The organism is Shinella zoogloeoides, assembly GCF_003574625.1.
GTDB lineage: Bacteria > Pseudomonadota > Alphaproteobacteria > Rhizobiales > Rhizobiaceae > Shinella > Shinella zoogloeoides_A.
This window is the reverse complement of sequence record NZ_QNUJ01000009.1, coordinates 12,654-37,248: the sequence shown is the minus strand read 5'-3', so window position 1 is coordinate 37,248 and position 24,595 is coordinate 12,654. Positions and strand designations below refer to the sequence as shown.

24 protein-coding genes and 1 tRNA gene are annotated in these 24,595 nt (G+C 58.2%); 9 read left to right on the top strand and 16 right to left on the bottom strand.

The genetic code is table 11. The annotated features are described in order from the left end of the window. Window positions 1-19: 19 nt before the first annotated feature. Together trxA and DSD28_RS18015 are read right to left on the bottom strand one after the other, a co-directional pair. Window positions 20-982 carry a thioredoxin gene (trxA, locus tag DSD28_RS18020; protein WP_119257812.1) on the bottom strand — a complete coding sequence of 321 codons (963 nt, stop codon included), beginning with the start codon at window positions 980-982 and terminating at the stop codon, window positions 20-22. A gap of 58 nt (window positions 983-1,040) precedes the next feature. Further along, window positions 1,041-1,550, bottom strand: a complete 510-nt coding sequence (locus DSD28_RS18015; RefSeq protein WP_119257811.1) for a prolyl-tRNA synthetase associated domain-containing protein — start codon at window positions 1,548-1,550, stop codon at window positions 1,041-1,043. Between the two features lie 217 nt (window positions 1,551-1,767). Between DSD28_RS18015 and DSD28_RS18010 the strand changes: the two genes are divergently transcribed. Then, window positions 1,768-1,842, top strand: a tRNA-Gly gene (locus tag DSD28_RS18010). Window positions 1,843-1,939: 97 nt separating this feature from the next. On the opposite strand, the gene DSD28_RS18005 is transcribed toward DSD28_RS18010, so the two are convergent. Beyond that, entirely contained in the window at window positions 1,940-2,644 is a 705-nt protein-coding gene (locus DSD28_RS18005; protein ID WP_119257810.1) for a hypothetical protein, read from the bottom strand. 74 nt (window positions 2,645-2,718) lie between these two features. Here DSD28_RS18005 and DSD28_RS18000 point away from each other — a divergent pair, with 74 nt between their 5' ends. Continuing rightward, window positions 2,719-3,768, top strand: coding sequence for a hypothetical protein (locus tag DSD28_RS18000; protein ID WP_245424871.1), 1,050 nt, complete (start codon window positions 2,719-2,721; stop codon window positions 3,766-3,768). An 81-nt stretch (window positions 3,769-3,849) separates the two neighbouring features. Here DSD28_RS18000 and DSD28_RS17995 read toward each other — a convergent pair whose 3' ends face one another. Next, window positions 3,850-4,053 (bottom strand): helix-turn-helix domain-containing protein, encoded by a 204-nt coding sequence (locus tag DSD28_RS17995; RefSeq protein WP_119258004.1) that lies wholly within the window; start codon window positions 4,051-4,053, stop codon window positions 3,850-3,852. A gap of 140 nt (window positions 4,054-4,193) precedes the next feature. Between DSD28_RS17995 and DSD28_RS17990 the strand changes: the two genes are divergently transcribed. After that, on the top strand, window positions 4,194-4,922 hold the full coding sequence (locus tag DSD28_RS17990; protein ID WP_119257809.1) for a hypothetical protein: 729 nt from the start codon (window positions 4,194-4,196) through the stop codon (window positions 4,920-4,922). A 61-nt stretch (window positions 4,923-4,983) separates the two neighbouring features. After that, a complete protein-coding gene (locus DSD28_RS17985) occupies window positions 4,984-5,541 on the top strand; it encodes a hypothetical protein (RefSeq protein ID WP_119257808.1) in 558 nt (185 codons plus the stop codon). Window positions 5,542-5,735: 194 nt separating this feature from the next. Here DSD28_RS17985 and DSD28_RS25980 read toward each other — a convergent pair whose 3' ends face one another. The 6 genes from DSD28_RS25980 to DSD28_RS25975 form a co-directional block, all read right to left on the bottom strand. Further along, window positions 5,736-5,897, bottom strand: a complete 162-nt coding sequence (locus tag DSD28_RS25980) for a hypothetical protein (RefSeq protein WP_162911451.1) — start codon at window positions 5,895-5,897, stop codon at window positions 5,736-5,738. Between the two features lie 233 nt (window positions 5,898-6,130). Continuing rightward, window positions 6,131-7,369 (bottom strand): site-specific integrase, encoded by a 1,239-nt coding sequence (locus tag DSD28_RS17980; RefSeq protein ID WP_119257807.1) that lies wholly within the window; start codon window positions 7,367-7,369, stop codon window positions 6,131-6,133. Window positions 7,370-7,794: 425 nt separating this feature from the next. Continuing rightward, the gene (locus DSD28_RS17975; protein ID WP_162911450.1) at window positions 7,795-9,531 is read right to left on the bottom strand and encodes a hypothetical protein; all 1,737 of its coding nucleotides are present in this window, start codon (window positions 9,529-9,531) and stop codon (window positions 7,795-7,797) included. A 2-nt stretch (window positions 9,532-9,533) separates the two neighbouring features. Further along, window positions 9,534-10,061, bottom strand: a complete 528-nt coding sequence (locus DSD28_RS17970) for a bifunctional DNA primase/polymerase (RefSeq protein ID WP_119257805.1) — start codon at window positions 10,059-10,061, stop codon at window positions 9,534-9,536. Further along, a complete protein-coding gene (locus tag DSD28_RS17965; protein ID WP_119257804.1) occupies window positions 10,048-10,248 on the bottom strand; it encodes a hypothetical protein in 201 nt (66 codons plus the stop codon). The genes DSD28_RS17970 and DSD28_RS17965 overlap by 14 nt, the downstream gene beginning before the upstream one ends. Next, window positions 10,241-10,471, bottom strand: a complete 231-nt coding sequence (locus tag DSD28_RS25975; protein WP_162911449.1) for a helix-turn-helix transcriptional regulator — start codon at window positions 10,469-10,471, stop codon at window positions 10,241-10,243. The genes DSD28_RS17965 and DSD28_RS25975 overlap by 8 nt, the downstream gene beginning before the upstream one ends. A gap of 668 nt (window positions 10,472-11,139) precedes the next feature. On the opposite strand from DSD28_RS25975, the gene DSD28_RS17960 reads away from it, so the two are divergent. Continuing rightward, window positions 11,140-12,597 (top strand): DNA sulfur modification protein DndB, encoded by a 1,458-nt coding sequence (locus tag DSD28_RS17960; protein ID WP_119257803.1) that lies wholly within the window; start codon window positions 11,140-11,142, stop codon window positions 12,595-12,597. 226 nt (window positions 12,598-12,823) lie between these two features. Here DSD28_RS17960 and DSD28_RS17955 read toward each other — a convergent pair whose 3' ends face one another. Continuing rightward, entirely contained in the window at window positions 12,824-13,627 is an 804-nt protein-coding gene (locus DSD28_RS17955) for a BglII/BstYI family type II restriction endonuclease (protein WP_245424870.1), read from the bottom strand. Window positions 13,628-13,786: 159 nt separating this feature from the next. Here DSD28_RS17955 and DSD28_RS17950 point away from each other — a divergent pair, with 159 nt between their 5' ends. After that, window positions 13,787-14,503: a BglII/BstYI family type II restriction endonuclease gene (locus tag DSD28_RS17950; protein WP_119257802.1), complete on the top strand. Its 717-nt coding sequence runs from the start codon at window positions 13,787-13,789 to the stop codon at window positions 14,501-14,503. A 23-nt stretch (window positions 14,504-14,526) separates the two neighbouring features. On the opposite strand, the gene DSD28_RS17945 is transcribed toward DSD28_RS17950, so the two are convergent. From DSD28_RS17945 to DSD28_RS17935, 3 genes are all read right to left on the bottom strand, one after another. After that, a complete protein-coding gene (locus DSD28_RS17945; RefSeq protein WP_119257801.1) occupies window positions 14,527-16,164 on the bottom strand; it encodes a DNA cytosine methyltransferase in 1,638 nt (545 codons plus the stop codon). A 65-nt stretch (window positions 16,165-16,229) separates the two neighbouring features. Beyond that, on the bottom strand, window positions 16,230-16,679 hold the full coding sequence (locus tag DSD28_RS17940) for a very short patch repair endonuclease (protein WP_119257800.1): 450 nt from the start codon (window positions 16,677-16,679) through the stop codon (window positions 16,230-16,232). A gap of 175 nt (window positions 16,680-16,854) precedes the next feature. Beyond that, window positions 16,855-17,484: a DeoR family transcriptional regulator gene (locus DSD28_RS17935; RefSeq protein ID WP_119257799.1), complete on the bottom strand. Its 630-nt coding sequence runs from the start codon at window positions 17,482-17,484 to the stop codon at window positions 16,855-16,857. An 81-nt stretch (window positions 17,485-17,565) separates the two neighbouring features. Here DSD28_RS17935 and DSD28_RS17930 point away from each other — a divergent pair, with 81 nt between their 5' ends. The 3 genes from DSD28_RS17930 to DSD28_RS17920 are packed head-to-tail and all read left to right on the top strand — an operon-like array spanning window position 17,566 to window position 21,009. Continuing rightward, complete coding sequence (locus DSD28_RS17930) at window positions 17,566-19,173, top strand: recombinase family protein (RefSeq protein WP_281048105.1); 1,608 nt, start codon at window positions 17,566-17,568, stop codon at window positions 19,171-19,173. After that, window positions 19,173-20,075 carry a plasmid partitioning protein RepB C-terminal domain-containing protein gene (locus tag DSD28_RS17925; protein WP_119257797.1) on the top strand — a complete coding sequence of 301 codons (903 nt, stop codon included), beginning with the start codon at window positions 19,173-19,175 and terminating at the stop codon, window positions 20,073-20,075. The genes DSD28_RS17930 and DSD28_RS17925 overlap by 1 nt, the downstream gene beginning before the upstream one ends. Next, on the top strand, window positions 20,068-21,009 hold the full coding sequence (locus DSD28_RS17920) for a plasmid partitioning protein RepB C-terminal domain-containing protein (RefSeq protein WP_119257796.1): 942 nt from the start codon (window positions 20,068-20,070) through the stop codon (window positions 21,007-21,009). The genes DSD28_RS17925 and DSD28_RS17920 overlap by 8 nt, the downstream gene beginning before the upstream one ends. A gap of 492 nt (window positions 21,010-21,501) precedes the next feature. Here the strand turns inward: DSD28_RS17920 and DSD28_RS17915 are convergent, their stop codons facing one another. Both DSD28_RS17915 and DSD28_RS17910 read right to left on the bottom strand, forming a co-directional pair. Then, complete coding sequence (locus DSD28_RS17915; RefSeq protein WP_119257795.1) at window positions 21,502-23,406, bottom strand: methyl-accepting chemotaxis protein; 1,905 nt, start codon at window positions 23,404-23,406, stop codon at window positions 21,502-21,504. A gap of 143 nt (window positions 23,407-23,549) precedes the next feature. After that, window positions 23,550-24,566 carry an aldose epimerase family protein gene (locus DSD28_RS17910; protein ID WP_119257794.1) on the bottom strand — a complete coding sequence of 339 codons (1,017 nt, stop codon included), beginning with the start codon at window positions 24,564-24,566 and terminating at the stop codon, window positions 23,550-23,552. Between the last annotated feature and the right edge of the window lie 29 nt (window positions 24,567-24,595).

Genomic DNA, 24,595 nt, shown 5'->3' with positions numbered 1-24,595 from the left:
CGTGGCCCTGAAAAAAGGCTCAGGAGAACAGGATCGACGACAGCTTGCGGCGGGCGGCGATCGTCGCCGGGTCCTTGGGACCCCAGACGTCGAAGAACTGCAGCAGTTCGCGGCGCGCACCGTCGTCGTCGAAGGCGCGGTCGCGCTTCATGATATGGAGGAGATGGTCGGCCGCCGCCTGGCGGTCGCCTTCCACATTGCGGATCTTGGCAAGGTTGAGCCGCGCGGTGTGATCGTCCGGGTCCAGCGCAAGCGCCTGTTCGAGCGCGGCCGGATCGCCGAGCTTGCGGGCCTCCTCGATCTGGTCGAGCTTCCTGGCGACCGCCGCGATGGCCGGGTCGGCGGCAAGCGCTTCCGGCAGGTTGCTGAGCGCCTGGCGGGCATTGTCCGGCTGGCCGACGGCGATCATGCATTCGGCGATGCCGGCAAGCGCCGGGGCATTTTCCGGGTCGGCCTGCAGCAGCGCGCCGTAGAGATCGGCCGCGCCGGCAAGGTCGCCCGCGTCGAAGAGCGTCTTCGCTTCAGCGAGCATGGCCTCGATCTCGGCTTTCTCGTCGGCGCCCGCGGGGCCGGCCACCTTGTCGATGAACTCGCGAATCTGGCTTTCCGGCACCGCGCCCATGAAGCCGTCCACCGGCCGGCCGCCGACGAAGGCGATGACGGCGGGAATGGACTGGATGCCGAGCTGGCCGGGAATGGACGGATGGTCGTCGATGTTGAGCTTGACGAGCTTCACCCGGCCGGCGCCCTCGCGCACGACCTTCTCGATGAGCGGCTGGAGCTGCTTGCACGGGCCGCACCAGGGCGCCCAGAAATCGACGAGGACCGGCTGCTGGCGCGAGGCCTCCAGCACGTCGCGCGAGAAGTTCGCCGTCGTCGTGTCCTTGATCAGGTCATCCGCCGGTGCCGCCCCGCCATAGTTCGCCGAAACGTTCATCTGTCCGCCATAGGACGATGCATAGGGGTTGTCGCCTGCACTCATGGGTCTCTCCTGTGGCGCAAAGCGCCGTCAAACGCGTGTCTGTGCCCAAAATCGTATGTCAGGCCGTGACTTTCAAGACAAGCGGCTCGTGCCCCGTCGCCTCGATGAAGCGCAGCAGGTCCTTCGAGCCGATCGAGGTGGTGGCGTCGTTGCGCAGCGGGTGGCAGTTGATCGTGTCGAAGGCCATCAGGTCCTCGTCGATGATGATCTTCACGTTCTTCCCCGCGTCGTTGAAGACGCCGAAGGCGGTGACGGCGCCGGGAATGACGCCGAGATATTCCATCAGCTTCTCCGGCTTGCCGAAGGAGACGCGGCTTGCCGCGCCGATCACGGAATGGATGGTCTTCAGGTCCACCGTCGCATGTTCCTCAACGGTCATCAGGAAGTAATTGTCCTTCTTGTCCTTCACGAAGAGGTTTTTCGTGTGGCCGCCGGGAATCTCGTCGCGCAGCGCGACGGATTCGGCGACGGTGAAGACGGGGGCGTGTTCCTTCGTCGTGTGGACGATGCCCAGCCCGTCGAGAAACTGAAAGAGGTCCTTGTCCGTCTTCGGCTGCGCTTCGCTCATGTCCTGATTCCTGTCCCGAATAACTCCGCCCGCTGATTAGGACTTCGCCCGCCCGCGCGCAACCACCTGAGAAACCGGGGCCTGGCAAGGCGCTGCAATTTTTTCTTCAAAATCCGACATTTCCCTGTTGCATTTGAAAATGGCTTGGGCCATATACCGCCCGTCGCCGCAACGCAGCGACCTTCGGCCACAGACTACCCCAGGCCGTCGACGATGAGCGGGTGTAGCTCAGGGGTAGAGCACAACCTTGCCAAGGTTGGGGTCGAGCGTTCGAATCGCTTCACCCGCTCCATTCTCTCCAGACCTTCGAAGCCTCGGTTCGCCGGGGCTTTTGTGCGTTTTGGCACGGTTGAAATCGCGAGGCACGAGAGCGGGCGGAAAGATCGCGGTTACCGCAGGGTTACGTCATAGCCGACGCTAACAGCGTAGTTCCATGGTCGTAGATTTTCGATGGCTAAGTCGCGGATTATCAACCCAGCTGAATCCATCGAGTCGGCTGTTTTGAGACGAATGAGCTGAAACAAATGTCCATTGTTTTTTGGGCTCACTTTAGTTTGTGCAGTGGTGGCCCAAGCGTACACCAAAATCGCGAGCATGCTTGCAATCATCAAGCAAACAACGCGTTTAGTCCAAACGAAGGTCTTTTCTCCTCGCTTGACGCGGTTCCATTCAAATTTGAGTAGACCCTTGGAGGCTTCAACGAATGCCTGTTCAACCACCCGAATTCTATCCGGCGTCAAACTGGCATTGTCTGTAGAAAGGGCTTCGAAGTCTGTCATGGATTTCAGCAAGGCCTCCGCCGGGGCCTCCGCGGCGTTAACGCGTAAGCGAATTCCATGGTTCGCCTCATTGAGCAATTTGTAGTTTGCAAGCAGAGCGGCGTCATCGATCGATTTTCCTGCCTTTCGTAATCTCAAAGCATCGCAGATGGCGTTGATGTTTACCAAATAAGCAACAAGGCATTTTCGTAGCTCATCGACCCATGCCTGTCGGAATTCTGAAACCTTTTGCTCTTTTCCTATAATAAGCCCAAGCAGCGATACAAGGCCTGCTATCAGGGCTGCGCCAACGGCACCGATACTGATTTCGTTCATTTTTTCCGTTTCAGCTATTCTTGCTATTAAATTACGCAATAAGTGCGAGAAGGGTTTGTAAAGAACCGCACAAAGTGCAAATTGCAATCATGATTAGCAAGGATGTGGGCCGCATCCTAGAGGGGAATTTAATTGCTATGTCGGAGACATTGACTTTTCACTTTGAAGGCGCACTTGCCGATTCTCATAAAATGAACTTCTATGAATCTGCTCGCTTTCAATATGCTGCGGCTCGTTTAATGGTGAAATTGGCTCAATTTCGGCGAAGCGGAAAATTCTCTAAGAATATAACGTCGAAGTCAAACTTTGATATCAAATTAATAAGTCAATCTGATGGCTCTTTTAACATAAATGTTGAAGATCCGGGTCAGGAATCTTCCCAAGGAAACTTCATAAATATATCATTATCGGATTTGATTGCTTATGTCGGTGAGAGGGTTATCGAGAAAATAGACGAAGTTGCTATAGCTAGCGCCAACGTCCCAAATGATGGCGGCCAAGCTGTAGACGGCGGATTTAGCTCGGAGCCGATGTCGGTGCTGGATCAACTTGTAGCGGAAGTAGCCGCTAATGGTGCGTTGATTTTCAATCAGCCACCGCAAGTGCAAGAGTTAATTAGGCGGCGTACAGCGGAGATTGAGCGCGAGGCACGTTTAGCTGACAGTGGGGCTATGATAGCTCAAATAGATTCAGCACAGAGTCAGAAATTAATTGCGATGTCCGCACCACTTATGAACGAAATGGCAACGGCATTGCGAACGAGTGCTGATACGTTAGAAGTTAGGTCATCTAACGCAGGCCAAACGCGTTCTGTCCTGTTCCTAGATCGAAAGATGGCTGAGGACATAGAAACTGCCGTAGTTGACAAAAATCCAATAGCAATACTTGGAGACATTACACAGTTTAATAAAGATAATGGATGGGGGAAATTAAAAATAGAAGGTGGCGCGAAGATAGTTGGATTCAATATCCCTTACGATGTACTCCCATCTATCAAGCAAACACTCATCGACAACATGAAGCGCGATATGGTTTACCTGAAGGCGTATTTTGTTCGCGATAGAGCCGGTGAAGTGGTTCGGTTGATTGTGGATGGTATATTACCTACACCAACTCGGGTTTAGGTGATTACACATTGCCGGTGTCACTTTTTTCGCGACAATACAGACTTTTATGAGCAGTTCGCGAATTTCTTGGCACTCTTGCTATTCCGCCTTTTCTGACCGCTCCATTATCGAATAGGGATTGGCGCCAATAGCGCGAGCTATAACTACGAACTCAGCCGCGTCCAATCTCCGCTCGCCCAATTCATATTTTGACACGAAGGTTTGTCGTTGCCCAAGACGTTCCCCAACCTGCATTTGAGACAGGCCGGCGTCTTTTCGGGCTGCGATGAGCAGATCGATCATATGGCGGTAAAGATCGGAGCGAATTGAAGACAAAGGAAGCGCCAGTTCAAGGACCAGCTCTTCAATAAGACCCGATTTTGGAGTACCCCAAATTAGGGTATTCGAGGATACTGCACGCGCAATACGATTCGGAGGGGCGCGTGAAGGATCAGTACGTCGGGGACATCAACGATTACCGGAAATACGCACTGCTGCGGGCGCTGTCGTCGGGCGGCGCGAACCACATCGGCGTATGCTGGATGCTGACGGCTTCAGACGGTCGAACGGACGGCAACAAGCTAGCCTATTTGCAGCAGCCCGAGCGTCATCGCCATGTCGATCCGAAACTCTTTGACATATTGGCCGACGCGGCCGCCGAACCGGACCGCCGCCGTTTGGCAACGATAGAGGGCAGTGGGGCTGTCCCCAGTGCGATCTACCATAACGCGCTGCTGCCCGATGAACTTGCCGGTCGGCATGCCTTCATGGGGCGCTGCGCCTATGAATTCCGCGACGTTGATCTGATCTTCTTTGATCCCGACAACGGCCTTGAGGTGTCATCGCTGCCGAAGGGCCGCAAGAATTCGTCCAAGTACCTCTACCTTGACGAGGTGGCGGCGTTCTACGGCTCCGGCAAGTCGCTGCTCATCTATCAGCATTTTCCGAGGATCGAGCGGGCGGTGTTCCTAGCCCGCTGCGCCGAACGGCTACGTGCTGCCGCGCCCGGCGCGTCGCTGCGGGCGTTCAGCACCGCGCACGTCGTCTTCCTGCTGCTCCTACACCCGGACAGCCCGCCTCAGCTGCATTCTGCCGCAGATGTCGCCAGCACCAGATTTGCGCACGAGTTCATGTCCGGGAAGTTCTTAGGGATCGAACCGACGACCCCATGATTGACGGCGGCTTTCCCGCATGTTTCCATTTTCGCTTTTTTCTCAATTGGTTGGAGATTCCATGACCAAGAAATTGTTCACCCTCGCGGCATTGCCGCTTTCGCTGACGCTGGTTGCCTGCGCGCCTGTCGAAACAAAGACGACGCTGACGACGCCTAATGCCGGCAAGGTGCGCACGGCAGGCCCCGGCGATACGGTCATGTCGTTCCAATCGAAGCGCGCATTGCCCAATGCCTTCGGTCGCGCCGATCTGTTCGGCCGCACGACGAACGCCGGCAGGACCACGGTTCGCTATATCGGCATCCGGGGTTCCAAGGCCGTCTTCGAGCGGTCGGACATCATTGTCGACAGCAATGCTACGACGATGAGCGAGACGCCGCTGATCATTCCGCACACGACAAATACTAATATCGAAGGCTCCATCGGGAACGTGCCGGTGTCCGGCACGGCAACCTCGACCTCCTATCAGGTCATCGGGCCGCGTGGCTCGTCGCAATATGCATCGGCGCAGCGCCCTATCCAGCTTACGATTGGCACCGGGCAGAGCGTGACCGTGGAAGGCAAAACGCTTCGGGTCCTCCGTGTCGCACCGTCGTCGGTGAGCTACGTCATCGAATAGGGCGCGCGGCTATGTGTATTCAGGTTGGCGGAAAACGTTCGCAGCGACGAGTGGGTCCCCCGGCAGTATCACCCATATCTTGCTGAAAGGGGGGAGGGTTGAACACTTCCCCCGGAAACTGAGATACAAATTGAAGCGGGCGTCGGCATAACCGACGCCCTTGCTGTATCAGGACGATGGATCGCCGCTGCCGCCTATTCCGGGTCGAGTGCGATGAAGTCCTCGACCTCACATTCCCCGAACTCCTCCAGGGCAGCGTCGATGTCGTCGGCTTCCATCCCCATCAGCATCGCCGCGTGCTCAATTAGAATCCAGTCCTCGGCCCCGGTGCGCTTGTCTCTGACCAGAATGTGCATGGTGTTCTCCTTTGCCCAACAGGACAGGAAATCACGGCGAGAATCGACGCACAATTATTGGCGAGAAGGTAACGAAAGGGGCCGTTCTCAGGGCTGGCACCTGTCCCTGCCACGAGAAGTGTACGGGGACGCGCGCTGCGGTGTGGCGGGGCTGTGGGGCCGGCCCTATGGCCCGCGCGCGCGGACGTGCGGTCGGCGGGGCGCGGCGTGCCTATACCGCGCCCCGCTGCGGCCTACCGGGCGTAGGCGCGATCCAGCGCCTCGATTGCAACACTTCCGTCACGCACGGCCTGGGTGTAATGGCCAAGCGTCACCGTCGGGTTGGCATGGCCGGCGATCTGCGCGACCAGCCCCACCTCAATCCCCTGCGCCTGCAAGGTCGAGATGAAGGAATGGCGAGCAGAATGCGGTGTTACATAGGGGATACCGAGCCCCTTGAAAGCCGGAGCCCAATAACGCTTGCGGAAGTTCTGATAGAGGAGCGGCCCGCCGCCACCGAGGCGGGGAAGCGGCCACTCCTGAAGCCGGCCGGGACCGGGGAAGACGCGATGAAGCTCTTTACCCTTCCTCGGGCAACGCACGCGCCACGCCAGCAGCATCTCGCGCAGCGTCGCGCCCATCGGAATGTCGCGCGTGCCCGCTTCCGTCTTCGTCATCTCCGTCAGCGTGCCGTCACGCTCCTGGATGCGGCAGATACGGATGGTGTTCTTGTCGAAATCGACCTCGTTCCAAAGCAGGCCGAGCTGTTCGGACGGGCGCGTGCCGGCGAGGAAGGGGAAAGCGTAATAAATGCCGTGTTCCGGATCGTCCTTGGCGACGGCGATCAGCTTGGCGATGTGTTCCGGCGTCAGGATCGCCTTCTTCTGCTTATTCCGTATGCGGGGAAGCCCGGTCGGCATGGAGGGAGCGCGGACGCCGAAATCCTCCTCTGCCAAGGCGAGAATGGACTTGAGATGCGACTTCGCACGATTCGCCGTGTACTGGCCGCACTGTTCGATGACCGTCTTATGCCAGACGCGGATCATTGCCGTCGTCAGGTCGGTCAGCTTCACGTCACCGAGCATCTTGAGGAAACGAGCCCCCTTGGGAGCGACACCGGTTTCCGTGTAGTCAGCGCGTTCTTGCTTGGTGCCGATCAGCAGGGGGCCACGGATCGTGCCATTGACGACCACCTTATAGCCCTTGAGGGTCGAAGCCTTGACGCTGTCCTCCTTGGTGCCGAGCCAATGGTCGAGGGCCTTGCTGACGGTCGGCGCAGTGCGTTCATCGACATAGTTGCCCTCAGCGACCTTGAGCAGCAAAGCGTTACGGAAGGCTTCGGCATCCTTTTTGCGATTGAAGGCGCGGCGGCGTCGCTTACCCGTGGGGGGATCGCGATACTCGCAATAGTACTGCGGATAGGAGGCAATCGTGCCGCTGCTCAGCTTGCGGCGGCGCGTTGTGCTGGTGATGGAGACGTTGAAATCAGTCATCGGGTTTCCTGTGTCAGATGAAAAAATGGCGAGGAAAACACGGCGGCTGTAACCGGCACAATGAATCGTCAATTGTGCCTTGAAGCCCACTCTGCGGCCCGGATTTGTAACCGGCCGCGCAACCTTGCCATGTGTTGGGAGGCAGAGGCCCCGATGAAACGGGGCCTCGAAATGGTGCGGATTCCGCGACCGCCGAGGTTGAAATCGCGAGCAAGGAGCGTTCGGCGAATGACGGTTGCGGTGATAGCGGGGCGGCGCACGGTGTTCTGACGGAGGGCCGAGTGGCGGCGTGTACGCGGTGTGGGTGCCCTGCCGCCCCGTGCGCAGCGGCGCGGTCCCACCCTGCGCCGCACGCCGCCGCCTGCCATACCCCCCTAGGGGTGCAGGGCAGCGCCACCGGCACCACCGCCGCCACTCGCATCGCCTTATAGAAGCCGCTTGACCATTTCACTCGGTTCCGGCGTCAGACCGTTCGCCTCGATCCAAATGCGCACAGGGCGAGCCCGGTTGGTGCGCTGCTGCATCTCGACCTTGATGCCGATCTCCGCCATGCCATGCGCGAGGCGCTGGAGTGCGTTCGACAGGTGCGAGGCGGTCTGCGGCATTTGCGGTCCGAGCCGGCCGTACTCGTCCTTGAGTTTATCGTGCAACTCGCCCATGGAGCCCTCGAATACGCGTTCAGGGCCACCGTGATCGAGCAGCTTCAGGATCGCCAGCACGAGCGGATGGTTGATCGTGTTCTCAATGGTCACGTCCTTGACGCTCGCCTCAAGGGCACGCAGGAACGTGCCTTCAGGGAGGCCGGTAGCCGGCTCGGCTGCGATCAGCCACTGTGCCGCATCAGCCATTCTGACGGTCGTCGGCGACTCCACCTCGTCGAAACGGCGCAGCGCCACGCTGACGATGTCGAACAGGCAGCCGAGAACGCCGGGCAGGATCGCCTCGAAGCGCGCGTTGATCGCTTTCTCCGTCATCCGGGTCCCTGCCGGCATCGTCGGCAGCTTTATCGCGATCGCGCGGTCCAACAAGTCGTGCTGGCTGGCAAACTCGCCAATGCCGTTGATGATGGCGGGGCGAGCATTCTTGAACATGCGCTGCTCGTCGTCGGTGTAGTATTTGCGGATGCTGAAGCCACCGCCCGTCAGCATGGCGCAAAGCGCGTCCGACAGGTCCCAGCGTACGGACGAGGTGTTGTCGTAGACCAGCATCCGCACCATCGCCGCCTGGATGGCCAGGGTGTGTTCGTCCTTGGGAAGACGGAACTTTTCCAGCGCGTTCGGATCGATAATCCGCTTGACCAATTCGCTGATCTTGCTCTTGCCGCTCCCATGGCCGCCGCTTAGCAGAAGCGCCATATAGGGGTGGGTCGGCTTGAGCGAGATAATCAGGAAGGCGAGCAGCAGCACCCAGTTCTTCATATCGAGCTGGAGCAGCTCACGCAGATCATCGAGATTACCCCCACGGGCGGGCGTTACCTGAGCAGTGAAGCCATTGGGGCGGTGGAAACGAACCGGAGCTTCTCGCACCAACGTCCAACCTGCCGGAGTGCTCTTTACCATCGTGCCGTCAGACTGGCCGAGGTCATAATAGACATCGCCATCGTGCCCGGCGAGACGTATATGCACCTCTTCCTCGGGAGAGATGAACAGTGCCTCTGCTTCCAACTGATCGACAACTTCCGTCACGGCTTCGCGGCCAATCGTCTTGCCCGTTTTGTTGTAATAGCGGAGACGGACGAAGTTCTTCATCATGTCGGAGCGAATGGGAAGGCAGATCGTTCCATGCTCCGGCAGCGTGAGAGCAGCAAAGCCGACCTTTTGCGGCGTATGGAACAGCTCCATTTCGGGTTGGCGCACAATGTTCAGCCCGGTCTCCGCTGCCGATCCCTTCTTGCTTTTCGACGGCGCGCCGTAGCCCTTTTTGAGGCTATCCGAGATCATGCCGGGGATTTCGCCGAGCGTGTTGCCGGAGTAGTTGGTCGGAAGGCAGCCAGCGACGATCTCCAGTATCCAAGACTCGTCCGGCGTGAACGGTACGACCTCGCCGACGAAATGCAGCGCGGACATGTGCGTTTCGCCGCCAGCTATAAGGCCGGCGGCGTTGGGGGAATTCAGTACAGTTTCGATCAGGCCGATGGGGATTTTCGGTGCAGTGTCTTGCATGTTCATGCCTCAATAATGGGGAGTTCGCGGTAGTCGACCTCAAGCAGAGGGCGACCGACCCAGCGGTACGGTTGTCTGATGTCGGGATGGATGGTCGGGGGCAGGACAAGGAAGCGGTTGTCGCAAAGGATTTCACCGATCTTGGCCCCATTCTCGCCCTTCACTTTCAGGCCGCGATACTTGCCGTCGCCGCGCAGGCGAACGAGATAAGCGATACCCTTCGCACCGATCCGACCGCAGACCGGATTGCGCAGCAGCGCCTGCGTTACACGCACGTAAGCGCCATGGTCGATGTCAACAGCGGCAAGCTTGGTGCCATCCGGGAACGGCGAACCGAGGACAAGGCCGATGCCCCAATGACCATGGGTTTCCAGCCAGCCGTCCAGTTCCCCGAGCTTACGCTCGGGGTCCGGAAGGTTCCACTTCTTGAACGGGCAGGCTTTCGTGTCGGGACGAACCGGGCGCGGCCAGAAACCTGCCTTACGATAAAGCGGCGCAAGTTCGCCGAACGTATGGTCAGGTTTCGTCATCACACGTCTCCTGCGTGACAACGACAGCGAGGGAGCCGGTCTCACGGTCCATCGTCAGGGTGAACGTGACATCCGGCATGAACGGCATCACGTGCACACCGACCCGCAACGGTGCATGGTAGTACGTCGGCGGGGTCAGATATTCGACGGGGTCGTCATAGTTCGGCGGGGAATAGAACTTACGCATCGCCACCTCCCTGACGGCAGGAGTTGATGTAGGCGACGACCTCGGACAGTTTCACAAGCTTCCGGCCGAAAGGCGTATAGCTCGGGATCGCACCGCGTTTTACGGCGCGCTGAAGCTGCCAATAGTGGAGGCCAAGTGCCTCAGCGGCTTGATGGAGGGTGAGAAGGCGTTCAGCATGAACGCCGCCTGCGGAAGATTCAGGTATATGGAAAACAGCATCCATCTACGTATCCTTCGTAGAGGGAGCGGCTAACGCACAGGCAAAACGGCTCGCACGCCTCCGCCCCGATTAATATTCGGGTTTGAAAACGTGATTCAGCCGTAACGAGTAGCGTTAGGGTCTTAGTGCCGTATCTAGATTACGGTCCCGGTTTTGTGAGGTTAGCCACCTTTGCTCCCAGCAAGCTGGGCGGGCGCAACTCGAGCATCGGAACTGTCTAGAGCAATTCCTCACGAGAAGCCTCGTCCGTGATTTTCACAGCGCCACGTTAGCCGGGTCGGGGCAGCGTGTCCATCTCACATTCGTTCCGCTGAATAATACTAGGGGGCTGCATGCACGCCGCCCGCGTGTAGCTGCGCCGCTGGCGACCGCTGCCATATGTAGGAACGGTACCGCATGCGGGGTATGGCGTACCTACGGAAGCTGTTCGCAAACACCGTAGCGACCGAGAACACGGATTAAGACGTATTCCTGAAGGGCTTTCACAGGCTCTATCGCAATAGCTGCATATCTGCCCGAATTAATATGTTACGCCCTGGATATTAAAAATAAAATCCCATGGGAGATTTTTCTATTGACGAAACCCCTCCCATGGGCTTATTTCCAAGCATGCCAAGGGCGCTTACCGGCAAGCTAGCCGCTCTTAGCACGACAGAAACAAGGAAAAAGATATGTACCCTAAGTCCGGCGAGTTGCCCATCCCCCTCCAGACCGCCCGCGAGCTTGATACGCTTGATATCCTTGCCGATTCCGGCGACATCAACGAAACCCCGTTCAACGTCTTTATTGGCCACAATCTCGGCCATCGCGTTTTTACGATGTCTGTACCTTTCCGCAAATTCTACGATATTTCTGATGTCGCAAATGATCGCGAGAGCGGCCCGGTCGCGCAGCGTCCGCTGGACGAAGGGCACGCGCGCAAGCTCGCGGTTTACATGGTCAAAGGCCTCGTCTCCGCAGCAAAAATGCGCCGTATCGCACTGGGCAAGGACGTCCCTGACGCATTCGAGGGGGTGCTCCGCGCCCTGGGGGAACAGCCCTATTTCTCCCTGCAGCCACTTGTCTGTAACATCCGCAACGTACCGCCCGGCGGCACCGGTGCAGGCGGCATTCGCGGTATCCGTCTTGAGACCAAGCAGGATGAGACTGCTGGCTTCAAAGTCTTCCTCTCCGAACGACACATCCTGTGGGTGATCGATGGCCAGCATCGCCGCCACGCGGCTGAACTGGCGATGAACTTCCTCGACACCGTCCGTCAGACCGCCCGATATCCTGGCAAGGGGGCAGTACTGTTTGCCGAGAAGGGCAAGCCGGTTGCCGATGCCGACATGCAGGTCTGGACGGAGGCCTATGAGGCAGCTCGTGCCTATGCGACGCTCACGGTAGAGGTCCACCTCGGCTTGGACATCGACCAGGAGCGCCAGTTGTTCCACGATCTCAACCGGCTAGGCAAGAAGGTCGACGCTTCGCTTGCATTTCAGTTTGACGGTTCGAACCCTGTTACCCACTTCATCAAACGCCGGCTCAGCGAAGACCTGGGTCTGCGAATCATAGACTCCGAGGTGAAGGATTGGTCACAGGATACCGGCGCACTGGTGCTCAAGGATGTGGTAGCGATCAACGCCACGGCCTTTCTCAATAAGGGCAATGTCGCGGGCGCCACGCCTGCGATCATTGAGCCACGTGAGAACGCAATCTTCGAGCTATGGGGTCAGATTGTGCAGATTCCAGGCTTCGGCGACGACCGGGCGAAGGAGAAGACAGTAGCGGCGCAACCCGTCGTTCTAAAGGCGCTTGCCAAGATTGCTTATGATCTCAACTGGAACAATCGTCGGCCTGACAATGCTGAAGCCCTCTATGATCAGTTCCTCGTAGGTATTCCCGAGGTCGATTTCAGCCATGAAAATCCAATGTGGCGCTATTACGAGATGTCGGAAGGCGAGCGGCTGGATACGGGGCTCAATAGGCTGGCAAACTACCTGCCGGACGATGGTGGCACCGCCAATCGCGACATTGGTGCGATCCAAGGCAGCTTCTTCCGCTTCGGCGCAAAGCACAACGATATTTTCCCTATCCTCGCGGACATGATCCGCTGGAAGTTGGGCTTGCCGAGCCGGCGCGAAGCCTGAGGGTGCCAAGCCTCTACACAATCAGGGAGATCGGACGAAAGTCCGTTCTCCCTTTTTGATGTCATAGTAGCTCAGCCAGTTGGCACTGCGCCATCCATCCCAAGAATTTCGTCGGAGCCCATCCCATCAACAATCCAGGTACGAACAAGCCATTCTTCTCGCGAGCCAGTTAATTCGGAACTTGGCCCGTAGCATCGGTGCCAATTGCGGATTAATACACTACGCTTTATTCAATCGCTTCCTCGTCACGCTCCACTTCATGCAGGGCAGCTTTCCCTTCATCAAAGGTAATAATTGTGTCGGGCAATCCAATCAAAACCAGAGGGCAAGGATTCCCCACCCCTCGACGAAGTCGGTCATCGAGCTTCCGCCAATGAGTGGTCGCTTCCCCAAATTTGTCACCCACGAACTTATCAGTGAAGGCCTCTCGGAAAGTCAAAGGATTGCGTGCCCTCTGCATTCGCTCTGCAATCCCCTTACGTTGCCTGGAGGTTGGCTCATAGCCCCATTCAACAAGATCATCGATTCCCTGGATTTGCCGTTCATCCAAAAACCGTCGGACCAGCGACCGCATACTCTCATGCAGCGACCGCCCACGCGTAACAATCACTCCTATTGAGATCGCCCCGTCTGCATGAAGGCGTTTATAATTTTCGAGGTCGCGATCGTAAAAGGGGTCCTTATTGTTCCATTCGATTTCAAGGGCGACCCGGCCCACATCGGGAAACTCCTTCACATGATCTACCTCATGCGACTGGGCTTCGCTCGGGATTCCGTTGATCCTCTTTTCCACGATGAATTGCGTCTTTGTCCATCCCAACGCAGTCAAACCGCGACGTAGGCGTTGAGTACCTTTTGCCTCGCCACCTCCGCCCGCTATAATCTCCTCAATAGGGATGGTTGTCGCCAAAAGTGCCGCCTCGATTTCACCTGCAGCTTCAGGAAAATCCACGCTCAAGATGGCCTTGGCGTGTGAGCGAAACTCAACTTGGAAGCCCTTGCTTCTTAGATTGTCAAACAAATCTGCCATAATAACGATATGCTCCTACACCTTTGGGTTATAGGCATTGCCATGGAGACATGTACAGGGGAGTCGCGGTGAAGCCGACATCACATTTCGCGCTCTACGTGTTGACGGCGCTTCGCTGATCACGGCATTGATGGTTAGTGAGGCAAGCGATTCTAGGCAATGCGATATCAGATTTTCAGCTACAGATACGCTCAGGAAATATTAGAGCATCACACGAACAAAATGGCGTGGGATGAAATCACGAAGGTCGTGGCGGATACCCCAGTTTTCACATTTCCTGGGAAGAGCGAGAAAAATAGAAGGTTGGATGTTGTTCAGCAGTGCATGAACACATGGTTTGATCGAGTTCTCGCGGTTGAGAACGATTGGCTTTATCATCCGCTAGCTACCCTGATCCAACAATCAAAATTAGCAGCTGATTTTAGGAAGAGCTTTAGCAATGTGACCATTCAAGCTGAAGTGCAGTTCGGAAACATGAGTCGATGGTACTCGGATATCTTCAAGCTTCAGACTGCATATGCACAGTCTCTAGCACACATAGGACTATCGATAGTCCCAATGTGGTCCCTCGCGAGAAGGATAGATTCAAATGTCGTCAGCTATGAAAGAGTTATAAGGGAACTACCTTCTGCGAATCTCTCAATTACGATGCCAATACTTGTAATTGGAATCGAGCCGGATGAAACGACAACTGTAGTAGATTTGCGACAAACAAAAATCCCATGTAGGAGTTTCACCACACGGGGTTCTGAGAAGAATCGCTACCGCGTTGTAAACGCGGTACTGTCAGGCTCTGATCTCGCGATCCTGGATGACACCTGCGATACAGGCCCCATGGCAACGCCGATTGTTGACGTTTCCGATGACGATGAATAAGGCCTGTTTTGCTCAGGCACGGCTCAAGCTGCAGCTTTTTGTTCGCAGTGCCATACTAATGAATTGAACCATTCTCCAATCACTAATCCCGCAAGAATCGGAAGGGCGTACCGCTCTAGCTTACTCTGCCCCACAGCTCGAGCTGATGGATTTGATCCGCTGGCAACAGACAAGATGTATGCGCCTACAGTTGGCAGATCATCTGCATCAAGACGGGCAGTTAATCGATCATGTAGATCAGAAGCTAAGGAGCCAAGTCTATCCACAACTTCATATGGGTTAATCCCGTCAACCTTATGAGCCCATGCAAGCTGAAGCTTCGTAGGCGTGGTTCCTGCAAGGAATTGTGCGATCTTCGTAAGCTCACCTTTGAAGTCATTGAGCACAGAAGAGAATAGCGGATTGTGCTGAATCTCTTCAGTCACTTCTCCCAGAAGTTCAATCTCGCGGATATCCTTAGACGGCCCAAAGAAGAAGCGCATTCGCCATTCGGCGGTCTTCCCAGATGTGATGTTGGCCAATTCAAAGCGCATTCCACTCTTGAACCTCAACCCCGGTATCGCTGCACGGAAGCTTCGGGAAAGCGGATAGGTTTTCCCCTCTCCATCAGGAGACGTCTTGGGAGCAGGCTTAGCCGGCAATGCCAGATCGCCAGCGGCCGCTTTGAAGCCGTGGAAGTCTTCGGCCTTCTGGCCTTGAGCCACGAGAGCAAGAAGATAAGTGAATGTCGGGGGAATTGCGTTGCCGATCATCTTCGCCTTTTCGGAGAATGAACGAGCATAGAATTGGTACGTTATCGGGAAGCCTTGCAGAGATGCCCGTTCGCGGATTGTCAATCGACGGAACTGCTCCCTTGCATTAGGGTCGCGGATAACAATGCTTTCACGGGAAACGCGGGTACATGTGGCTGTCACTGTGCGCGCTGCTTCATCCATTGGATCGGGGAAGGCCATGTTGTTGTAGACAGGATGAAACTCCTTCGCCTCCCTGTTCATACGCAACTCCTCGGAATTTAGGGGAGCTTCGGCTTCGGTCTCCGTCAACTTCTCTGCGGCAATGGAGACGCCCCATACGGGATCGATAACATTCCCGTTCGATGAGGTTGCGCTAATAACATCTCCGAGAGTCCGGCCATCCACGCGCTCGCGATATGCCAGCAGATATTTTAAAGGTATATTTGTTGCTATGCATCGCCTCCTGGCTTGAGGGGTACCAAATTCGGAGAAGTCGATGATTGCTATCTCAGGGTTGAAGTGCCTGAAACGATAAAGCGCATGGTCGGATGTACTGAACCCGTGACGCAGAACTTCAGCAACTCTCGGCACATTCTCCATCGCCCAGAATTTCGGCTTCAGATAGTCAACCACCTCGAAGAATTTCACGAGGTCCTTCAAACCCTCAGCGATGTTCCCACTGCCTCCTCGATTAGCATATGAGAACTCAGTGCAGGGTGGGCTCCCAACCACCAGATCGATGTCTTGCGGAAGGCTACTAAGGTCGAGCTTCCTGATGTCAACAGGTTCGATGTCACCGCCTAGATTTCCGTTATGGGTATCAATAGCCGGCTTCCACCGCTCATAAGACGCAACCAAATCTGCGCCAGCCAATCGCAAGCCTAGGCCCCAACCGCCGATACCTGCATACAAATCTATTGCGCGCATTTGTGGTCCAATCGTCCTGTGAGAGGGCGTGAATCGATTTGACGCATAATAGCGATTGCCCCGACTCAGGCAAGATCCAAGGTCGCTGCCGAATGGCTTTTGTTCCTCGGTCCAACGAAATCAATCAATCGGCGCTCTAAAGATTGCTCATGCCGCGTTTCACATTCCCAAACGACCAGAGTCATCCATCCGTCTCGCTCCGCTTGAGCGAGATCGCGGGCATCCCGAGCTTTATTTCGTTTAAATTTTTCCTCCCAGAACAAACTCCTCGTCTCGGGCACTCTTGCTAGTTTGCAACCTTCATGTTGGTGCCAAAAACAGCCATGCACATAGATAACTTTTCGGCGGCCTGGAAAGGCTATATCCGGGCGACCAGGTGCGGGCTTCCACTGAAGGCGGAAACGATAGCCGAGGCGGTGCAGAAGCTGGCGCACAACTATTTCCGGCTTGGTGTCGGCTCGGCGTATCTTGCCCATATGGGCGCTACGCTGCTCAGGAGTGAGGAAATCTGGCAATGGACACTGCGATCTAGGTTGGGCCGCGTTGCGATCAACGACATCACTTTAATGCGACGACAGAAGGGCAGCCATCCCCGATTATAGGGATGGCGCACTTAGTACGGGACTACTCATTTTTCGCAATTCGCCGAACGTAGGCATTATCAAATCGATCGGAAACCTTCCCGCGTCATCATTGAACCCTGCGGTACCGCCCCTTTCGTCGGGAGCCGACATACACCAGTAGGCTTGCCTGCTGGAGGCCGCGAATATCACGCCGAGCGGTCTTCAGGCTAACCTTCCACATTGCCATGATCTCGGCGGCCCCGCATCGGCCACCTTCCGCCACGCGCGCTAGGAACCAGTGCTGCCGTTCGTTAAGCTCCGCAGTTTCAGGGTCATCTATTGGGTCACGATCAGGGTCATGTTCAGGGTCATTATTCCGATGTCCCTGATTTGGCAGGCTGAGAGCCGCTTCACCAACGGCATAGGCGTCCTTTGCCGCCGCCAGGGAATACCGATCCACCGGGTCAGGCCTCCGCCTCGACGCCGGGCCTTCGATCAGACCAAGAACGAATGCCCGGATGACGGGCGACGAAACCACGAGACGCAGGAAATACACGGTATCCGGCCCGTGCTGCCCTGAAAGCCAGTGCTTCACGGTCCTCTCGCTTGCATCCGTCTGGCGCATGAGCTGCTTGACCGCTCGATGGCTGTCGCCATGCTCCTTACGGAGCAACTCCGCGATTGTCTGGGCGTAAACCTCACGTCTGCTGAGGACGCCTTTCCAAGCTGGCAATCTCTTGCCCTTTTTCTGCAACATCTTCCGTTTTCTCCGCAATTAGACTGGCGACAGTGCGGAGTCACGGCAGAAGCCTGTCAGACGCTGCGGCGGTTGATCGCCATGATCACCGCAGTCAGAAAGAGAGAAGGGCGAACTTTGGCGAGCCGGAAACTTCACGACAACGATCGATCACAGCAGCCGGAACGTCCTGTTCGGGCTGCCGAATACGTCCGCATGTCGACGGACCATCAGAAGTATTCGACGGAAAACCAAGCCGACGCGATCAAGCGATATGCTGAAGAACGCGGAATCGAGATCGTCAGAACCTATGCCGATGAAGGCAAAAGCGGTCTCAGCGTTGATGGCCGCGATGCATTCAAGAGCCTGATTACAGACGTTTCGGAAGGCCGCGCCGATTTCGAGATGATCCTCGTCTATGACGTGAGCCGCTGGGGCCGCTTTCAGGATACGGACGAGAGCGCCTATTACGAATATATCTGCAAGCGTGCCGGCGTTCGCGTCCAATACTGCGCCGAGCAGTTCGAGAACGACGGCAGCCCGATCGCCGCCATCATCAAGGGCGTGAAGAGCGCCATGGCCGGCGAATATAGCCGCGAGCTTTCGGTCAAGGTGTTCGCCGGTCAGGGACGCTTGATCGAAAAGGGCTATCGCCAGGGAGGCCCGGCAGGCTTTGGTCTGCGGCGCACGCTGATCGACGAACACGGAACGATCAAAGGATACCTTGGGCGCGGGGAGCAGAAGAGCCTCCAGACTGATCGCGTGATCCTGACGTTGGGGCCGGACGAAGAGGTTGAGCTGGTCCGAGAAATCTATCGGACTTTCGTCCACGAAGGACGCAGCGAAAGCGAAATTGCCGCCGACCTCAATATGCGGGGTCTCACGACCGATCTTGACCGGCCCTGGACCAGAGGCACCATCCACCAACTGCTGATCAACGAGAAATACGCCGGCGACAATGTGTGGAACCGCCGCTCCTTCAAGCTGAAGAAGAAGCGTGTTCGCAACACCCCCGACAAGTGGATCAGGTCCAAGGGGGCATTTGTGGCCATTGTCGAGCGGGAGCTGTTCGAGGCGGCCAGAACGATCATCAATGCGCGCTCGTTCCGCCTGAGCGACGAAGAAATGCTTCTGGCCCTGCGGGAACTCTACCAGAAGCAAGGACTCCTGTCCGGCATCGTCATTGATGAATGCGACGATCTACCGTCAAGCAGCGCCTACGGCTCGCGCTTCGGTAGCCTGCTCAGAGCCTACAGCCTTGTCGGCTTCAAGCCGGAACGGGACTATCGTTATGTCGAAATCAACCGCGACCTGCGAAACCTCCACCCCGGTATCGTGCGGGATGTGCTCGATGGGCTGCGCACGGCGGGCAGCGATGCCTGGCAGGATCTCGAGACCGATCGGATGATCGTCAACGGCGAATTCAGTGTGTCGGTCGTTATCGCGCGCTGCTTCCAGACGCCGACCGGGCTCTTGCGCTGGAATATCCGCTTCGACACTTCCCTCATGCCCGATATCACCGTCGTCGTCCGCATGGACAGCCTCAATCGTACGCCGCTCGACTATTACCTGTTTCCGCGCATCGACAGGCTCTCCGAGAAGGTGCGGCTGGCGGAAGACAATGCCCTCGGTCTTGATGCTTACCGCTTCGACGATCTCGACCTTCTCTACGACATCGCCAGACCCATCCCTATTTGCGAGGCCGCCTGATGACCGCTGTTCGTCCCAACCGGATCGAAATGATTCCGATTTCCCGCATTACCGTCCTGAATCCTCGCGCGCGCAACAAGCGCCAGCACCGCGAGATCGTCAATAATATTGAGGCCGTTGGCCTGAAGCGCCCCATCACGGTCAGCCGTCATGATGGCCCCGGTGGGATGCGGTACGATCTTGTCTGCGGCGAAGGTCGGTTGGAAGCCTTCCAGATGCTCGGCCAGACCGAAATCCCCGCCGTAGTGATCGAAGCGAACGAAAATGAATGTCTGGTGATGAGCCTCGTCGAGAATATCGCGAGGCGTACACAGCGCCCCATCGACCTCATGCGGGAAATCAGCGCCCTGAGATCACGTGGTTTCAACGACGCGGCTATCGCTAAGAAAATCGGCGTCGGCGCCTCCTGGGTCAATATGATCGCCTCGCTGCTGGAACGCGGCGAAGAGCGGCTGGTGGCGGCGGTAGAGACCGGCTTGATACCAATCACGCTGGCGATGGAGATTTCCAAGGCGGAGACAGAAGAGGCGCAGAACCTGCTACTTGACGCCTATGAGACGGGTCAGCTCCGTGGCAAGAAACTAGCGGCTGTCCGGCGTATGCTCGACATGCGTATGCAGAGCCAACGCAAAGGAGCGCTGCCAATCGTACGTCTGGGGCGGAAGGGCTTCAGCCGTCGTCTGACCGCCAACGAACTCATGCAGGTGTATCAGCGCGAAGCAGAGAAGCAGCGGCTTCTGGTCAAGAAGTCAGATTTCACCCAGACGCGGCTTCTGTTCATTGTCGAGGCGCTAAAGGAGCTACTCACCGATGAAAGCTTCGTGAACCTGCTCAGGGCCGAAGGGCTCGCGTCCATGCCGAAGGCTCTCTCCGTACGGATTTCGGGAGAGAAAAATGGCTGACAGGTCCGAACATCACCACGAGAGCGATAGTCGCGTCCATCTCGCCTTCGATCAGAGTTTCGTGACTATTCCGGTTGCGGCGATCGTTCCCCTCAAGGTATTGCCGGAAGGAGCATGCGAAAGCCGGTCATATGCGCAGGTTCTCAGTTCGATCAAGGCGATCGGTCTGGTCGAAGCGCCCGTCGTCCTGCCCGATACCAAAAGCGCTGGCACATGGTTCCTGCTCGATGGCCACCTACGCCTAGAGGCATTGAAGGAACTCGGTATCGCCGAAGTCGAATGCCTGCTTGCGACCGACGATGATACCTACACCTACAACAAGCGGGTGAACCGCATTCCGCCGATCCAGGAGCACCGAATGATCGTTCGTGCCATGGAGCGAGGCGTCTCAGCCACCGAAATAGCCGAAGCCTTGAATCTTGAGGTTCAGTCCGTTCTCAGACGATTTCGGCTACTTGAAGGGATCAGTGCCGAGGCCGCCGAGATGCTCAAGGATACCCCGTGCTCGATGAAGGTGTTCGACATCCTGCGCCAGGTGTCTGCAGTTAGGCAGATCGAAGCCGCCGACCTGATGATCGGGCAGAACAACTTCTCGATCATGTTCGCGCGTGCAATCCGGGCCGCCACGCCTGAGAGCCAACTCGTCACCGCCAGGAAAGGGCGCGGTACGGGAACCCAAACCCCATCTGGGCAGCAGATTGCCCGAATGGAGCGAGAGTTGGCGGCACTCCAAACGCAGGTCAAGTCTGTCGATGAGACATATGGTATCGACAATCTGCACCTGACCGTGGCGCGAGGCTACATCGCCAAGCTTCTAGCCAACAGCCGCGTCGTCCGTTGGCTGACGAACCATCAGCAGGATTATCTCAGCGAATTTCAGAAGATCGCGGAAATCGACTCGCTTGGCCCTATCGCAGACGAGCCAAACGCTTGATCAGCGGATGGAATCTAGGCAGACAAGCGTGGGGAGGCACTGAACGGCGGGGAAATGAAGATTTGTTCTTGGCCAACAGTCGCCCTTTCTGCTGCTCCGGTCACTGCGAGGTCACCATTTCCCTGTTTCGCGACATTGCTCTCGAATTCACAGGGTTATTGCCCAATCCGATGCGCACGGACATAGCGATCTCCGACGAAACGCGCACTCTTGCGCACTCTAGTGGACTATGCGATATAGACGCGCAACGCGCGAACAATGAAATTCTTTGCTTGCCAAGGTTGGGGTCGAGCGTTCGAATCGCTTCACCCGCTCCATTCTCTCCAAAGTTTCGAAGCCTCGGTTCGCCGGGGCTTTTGTGCGTTTTGGCGCTGGGAAACCCGGGTGGGCGCTGGGGTTGGCCAGCGCTTTGGCTGTTTTAATACGGCTGTGATGATTTGCGTGGGAAGTCGCGGCCGGTTTTTCGCCCGGCCGCGATTCGGCAGGTGAGGCTCAGGCGGCGCGGCGATGCTGCATGGCGTGGGCGTGGCCCTCGCCGATATGGAACTGCGAGAGCGCCGTCTGGAGCTGGGCGGCCTCGCTGGCGAGAACCTGGCTCGCCGCGGTGGTTTCCTCTACCATGGCGGCGTTCTGCTGGGTCATCTGGTCCATCTGGTTGACGGCCGTGTTGATCTCGCCGAGCGCGGCGGACTGTTCCTGTGCCGCGCGGGTGATCGAGACGACATGGTCGTTGACGCGGTTCACGAGATCCTTGATCTCGGAGAGTACGTCACCGGTCGAGAGGACCAGCGAGACGCCGCCTTTCACTTCGCCAGCCGAGGCGTTGATCAGCGTCTTGATCTCCTTGGCCGCATTGGCCGAGCGCTGGGCAAGTTCGCGCACTTCCTGCGCCACCACGGCAAAGCCGCGCCCCGCCTCGCCTGCACGGGCAGCCTCGACGCCGGCATTCAGCGCCAGAAGGTTCGTCTGGAAGGCGATCTCGTCGATCACCGAGATGATCTGGCTGATCTTCTGCGAGGACTGCTCGATGCGGCCCATGGCGTCGATGGCGCTCTTCACGATGTCGCCGGATTTCTCGGCGCTTTCCTTGGTCTCGCGCACGATCTCCGAGGCTTCCACGGCGCGGGCCGTGGAGGTCTTCACGGTCGTGGTGATCTCCTCGAGCGCGGCGGCGGTCTCCTCCAGCGAGGCGGCCTGCTGCTCGGTGCGGTGGGCGAGCTGGTCGGCGGCGGCGGAAAGCTCGCGGGAATTGCCGGTGATGGTGCCGGCGGTCGAGAGAATGCCGCTCATCGTGCTGCGCAGCGTCAGCATGGCGCCGTTGACGTTGGCCTGAAGCTCGGCGAAGTCGCCCTGGAAATGGCCGGCCATTTCCTGCGTGAGGTCGGCATGCGACAGCGAGGCGATGACGCGGCGCACTTCGCTGACGCCCCGGTCGACATTGGCCACCAGTTCGTTGACGCTGCCGGCGAAGCGGCTGAGGTCCTCGTCCTCGTAGGACTTGGTGATGCGGCGGGAGAAATCGCCGGCCGCAGCGGCGGCGACGATGGTGCTGATGTTGGACTGCAGGTCCTTGCTCTGTGCCTGAAGGGCCGCTTCCTGCGCCTCCATTTCGCGCATCTGTATTTCGTTGGCGCGGAAGACGTCGAGCGTGCGCGCCATGGCGCCGATCTCGTCCTTGCGGTCGGTGCCGGGAATCTCGTCGTCCAGCTTGCCGGCGGCAAGGTTCGACATCACGCCGGTCAGGCGCTGGATCGGCCGCACGATGCCGTTGCGGGCGAAGAGCATGCTCAGCAGCATGCCCGCGACGATACAGATGAAGGCGGTGGCGAGCAGCAGGACCTGCGTGTTCGCGGAACGGGAGATCGCGACGGCGCGGGAGGCCGAAAGGGTCTCGGCGGAGTAGTTGGTGTATTCCTTCAGCGCCGCGGTGACGGCCTTCTGGCCTTCCAGCGCCTTGTCGAGCGCGGCGTGGATCGCGGCGCGGTCTGCACCGTTCTGCGAGGCGACGGCCACCATGGCGCGGATCTGGTCGAAATAGGGAACCAGCGCCGCGCGCACGCCTTCGAGCAGCTTCTGTTCGCTGGCATCGGCGGTCGAGGCGATCTTCGGCAGGCGGTCCAGCATTTCGCCGGCGCGCTTTTCCGTCTCGGCGGCAAAGTCCGCCGCCTTTTCCGGGGCGGTCGCGAGCTGGTAGGTCATGCGGCTGATGGCGATGACGTCGATGCGCAGGTCCATGGCTTCGCGGGCGACTTCCTCGCGCGTGCCGGTGTCCTGAAGGGCCGCGCCGAGCGAGGTGAGACCGCGGCTGCCGACGGTGGCAATGGTGCCGGCGGCGATGCCCATGAGGAGCACCAGGAAGCCGACTTTCCGGGAAATGGAGAGATCCGAGATTTTCATGGACAGGTGTCCCCTGGGGGCGACCGGCGCTGTCCTGGCGCGTTCAATCCCGCACGACCCGGCGTCATTTCGGGCCAATATGGCTCGGTTGTCCGCTACAAAAGTTTCGATTTCCTTGCGTTTTGCCAACCCGTTCGAGGTGGTCAACCCTTGCGGAAGACGTAGTCCGTTTCCTGCCGAAGAACTTCACCGGGGCGCAGGACCGCCTTCGGGAAGTTGCCGTGGTTGACCGCATCCGGCCAGATCTGCGTTTCGAGGCAGAAGCCGGCAAAGGGGCCGTAGCGGCGGCCATCGAGGCCGGGCACGGGTGAATCCACATAGGCGCCGGTATAGAGCTGCACGCCGGGTTCGGTGGTCAGGACCTCCAGCGAGACGCCGGATGCCGGGCTTCGCACGGCGCCGACGGGACGCTTGGCCTGCCGTTCGGGCGAGAGGCAGAAATTGTGGTCGAAGGCGACACCATCAGCCGCCTTCTGGCGGGAAAGCGGCGTCCAGCTCCTGAGATCGAAGGGCGTGCCGGCGACGGGGCGGACCTCGCCGGTCGGGATGAGATTCTCGTCGACGGGCAGGTAATGATCGGCGGCGAGGCGGATCTCGTGGCCGAAGGCGTCGGCGCTGCCGTCGAGGATGAAATAGCTGTGCTGGCAGAGATTGACGGGCGTCGGCGCATCCGTCGTCGCCTCGTAGACGATGGAGAGCACGCCGTCGCCGGTGAGGCGGTAGGTGCAGGTGATCGCGCAGGTGCCGGGATAGCCGGCGCGTCCGGCGGGATCCGTGACGGCCAGGGTGACGAAGTCTGCGCCCTGATCGGCAATCCGCCAGTTCTGCTGGCCGATACCGTCGCTGCCGCCGTGCAGATGTGTGATGCCGCGCTCGTTGCATTCGAGCTGGTAGGCGGTGTCGTCGATGGAGAAGCGGCCACCGGCGATGCGGTTGGCGCAGCGGCCGGGCGTCGCGCCGAAATAGGGGGAGTGGGCGCGGTAGGAGGGCAGGTCCGTGTAGCCCAGAACGAGTGGGGCGTCGTGGCCCTGAAGGCGCAGATCCTGAATGACGGCACCCCATGTGAGCACATGAGCCGTCAGCCCGCCGCCGGTGATCGTGATGCGCTCGACCGGCTCGCCGTTTTCCAGATGGCCGAAGATCCCGTTTCCTGCTCGCACCGCCCGTTTCCTCCGCGTTCAGCCTAGTG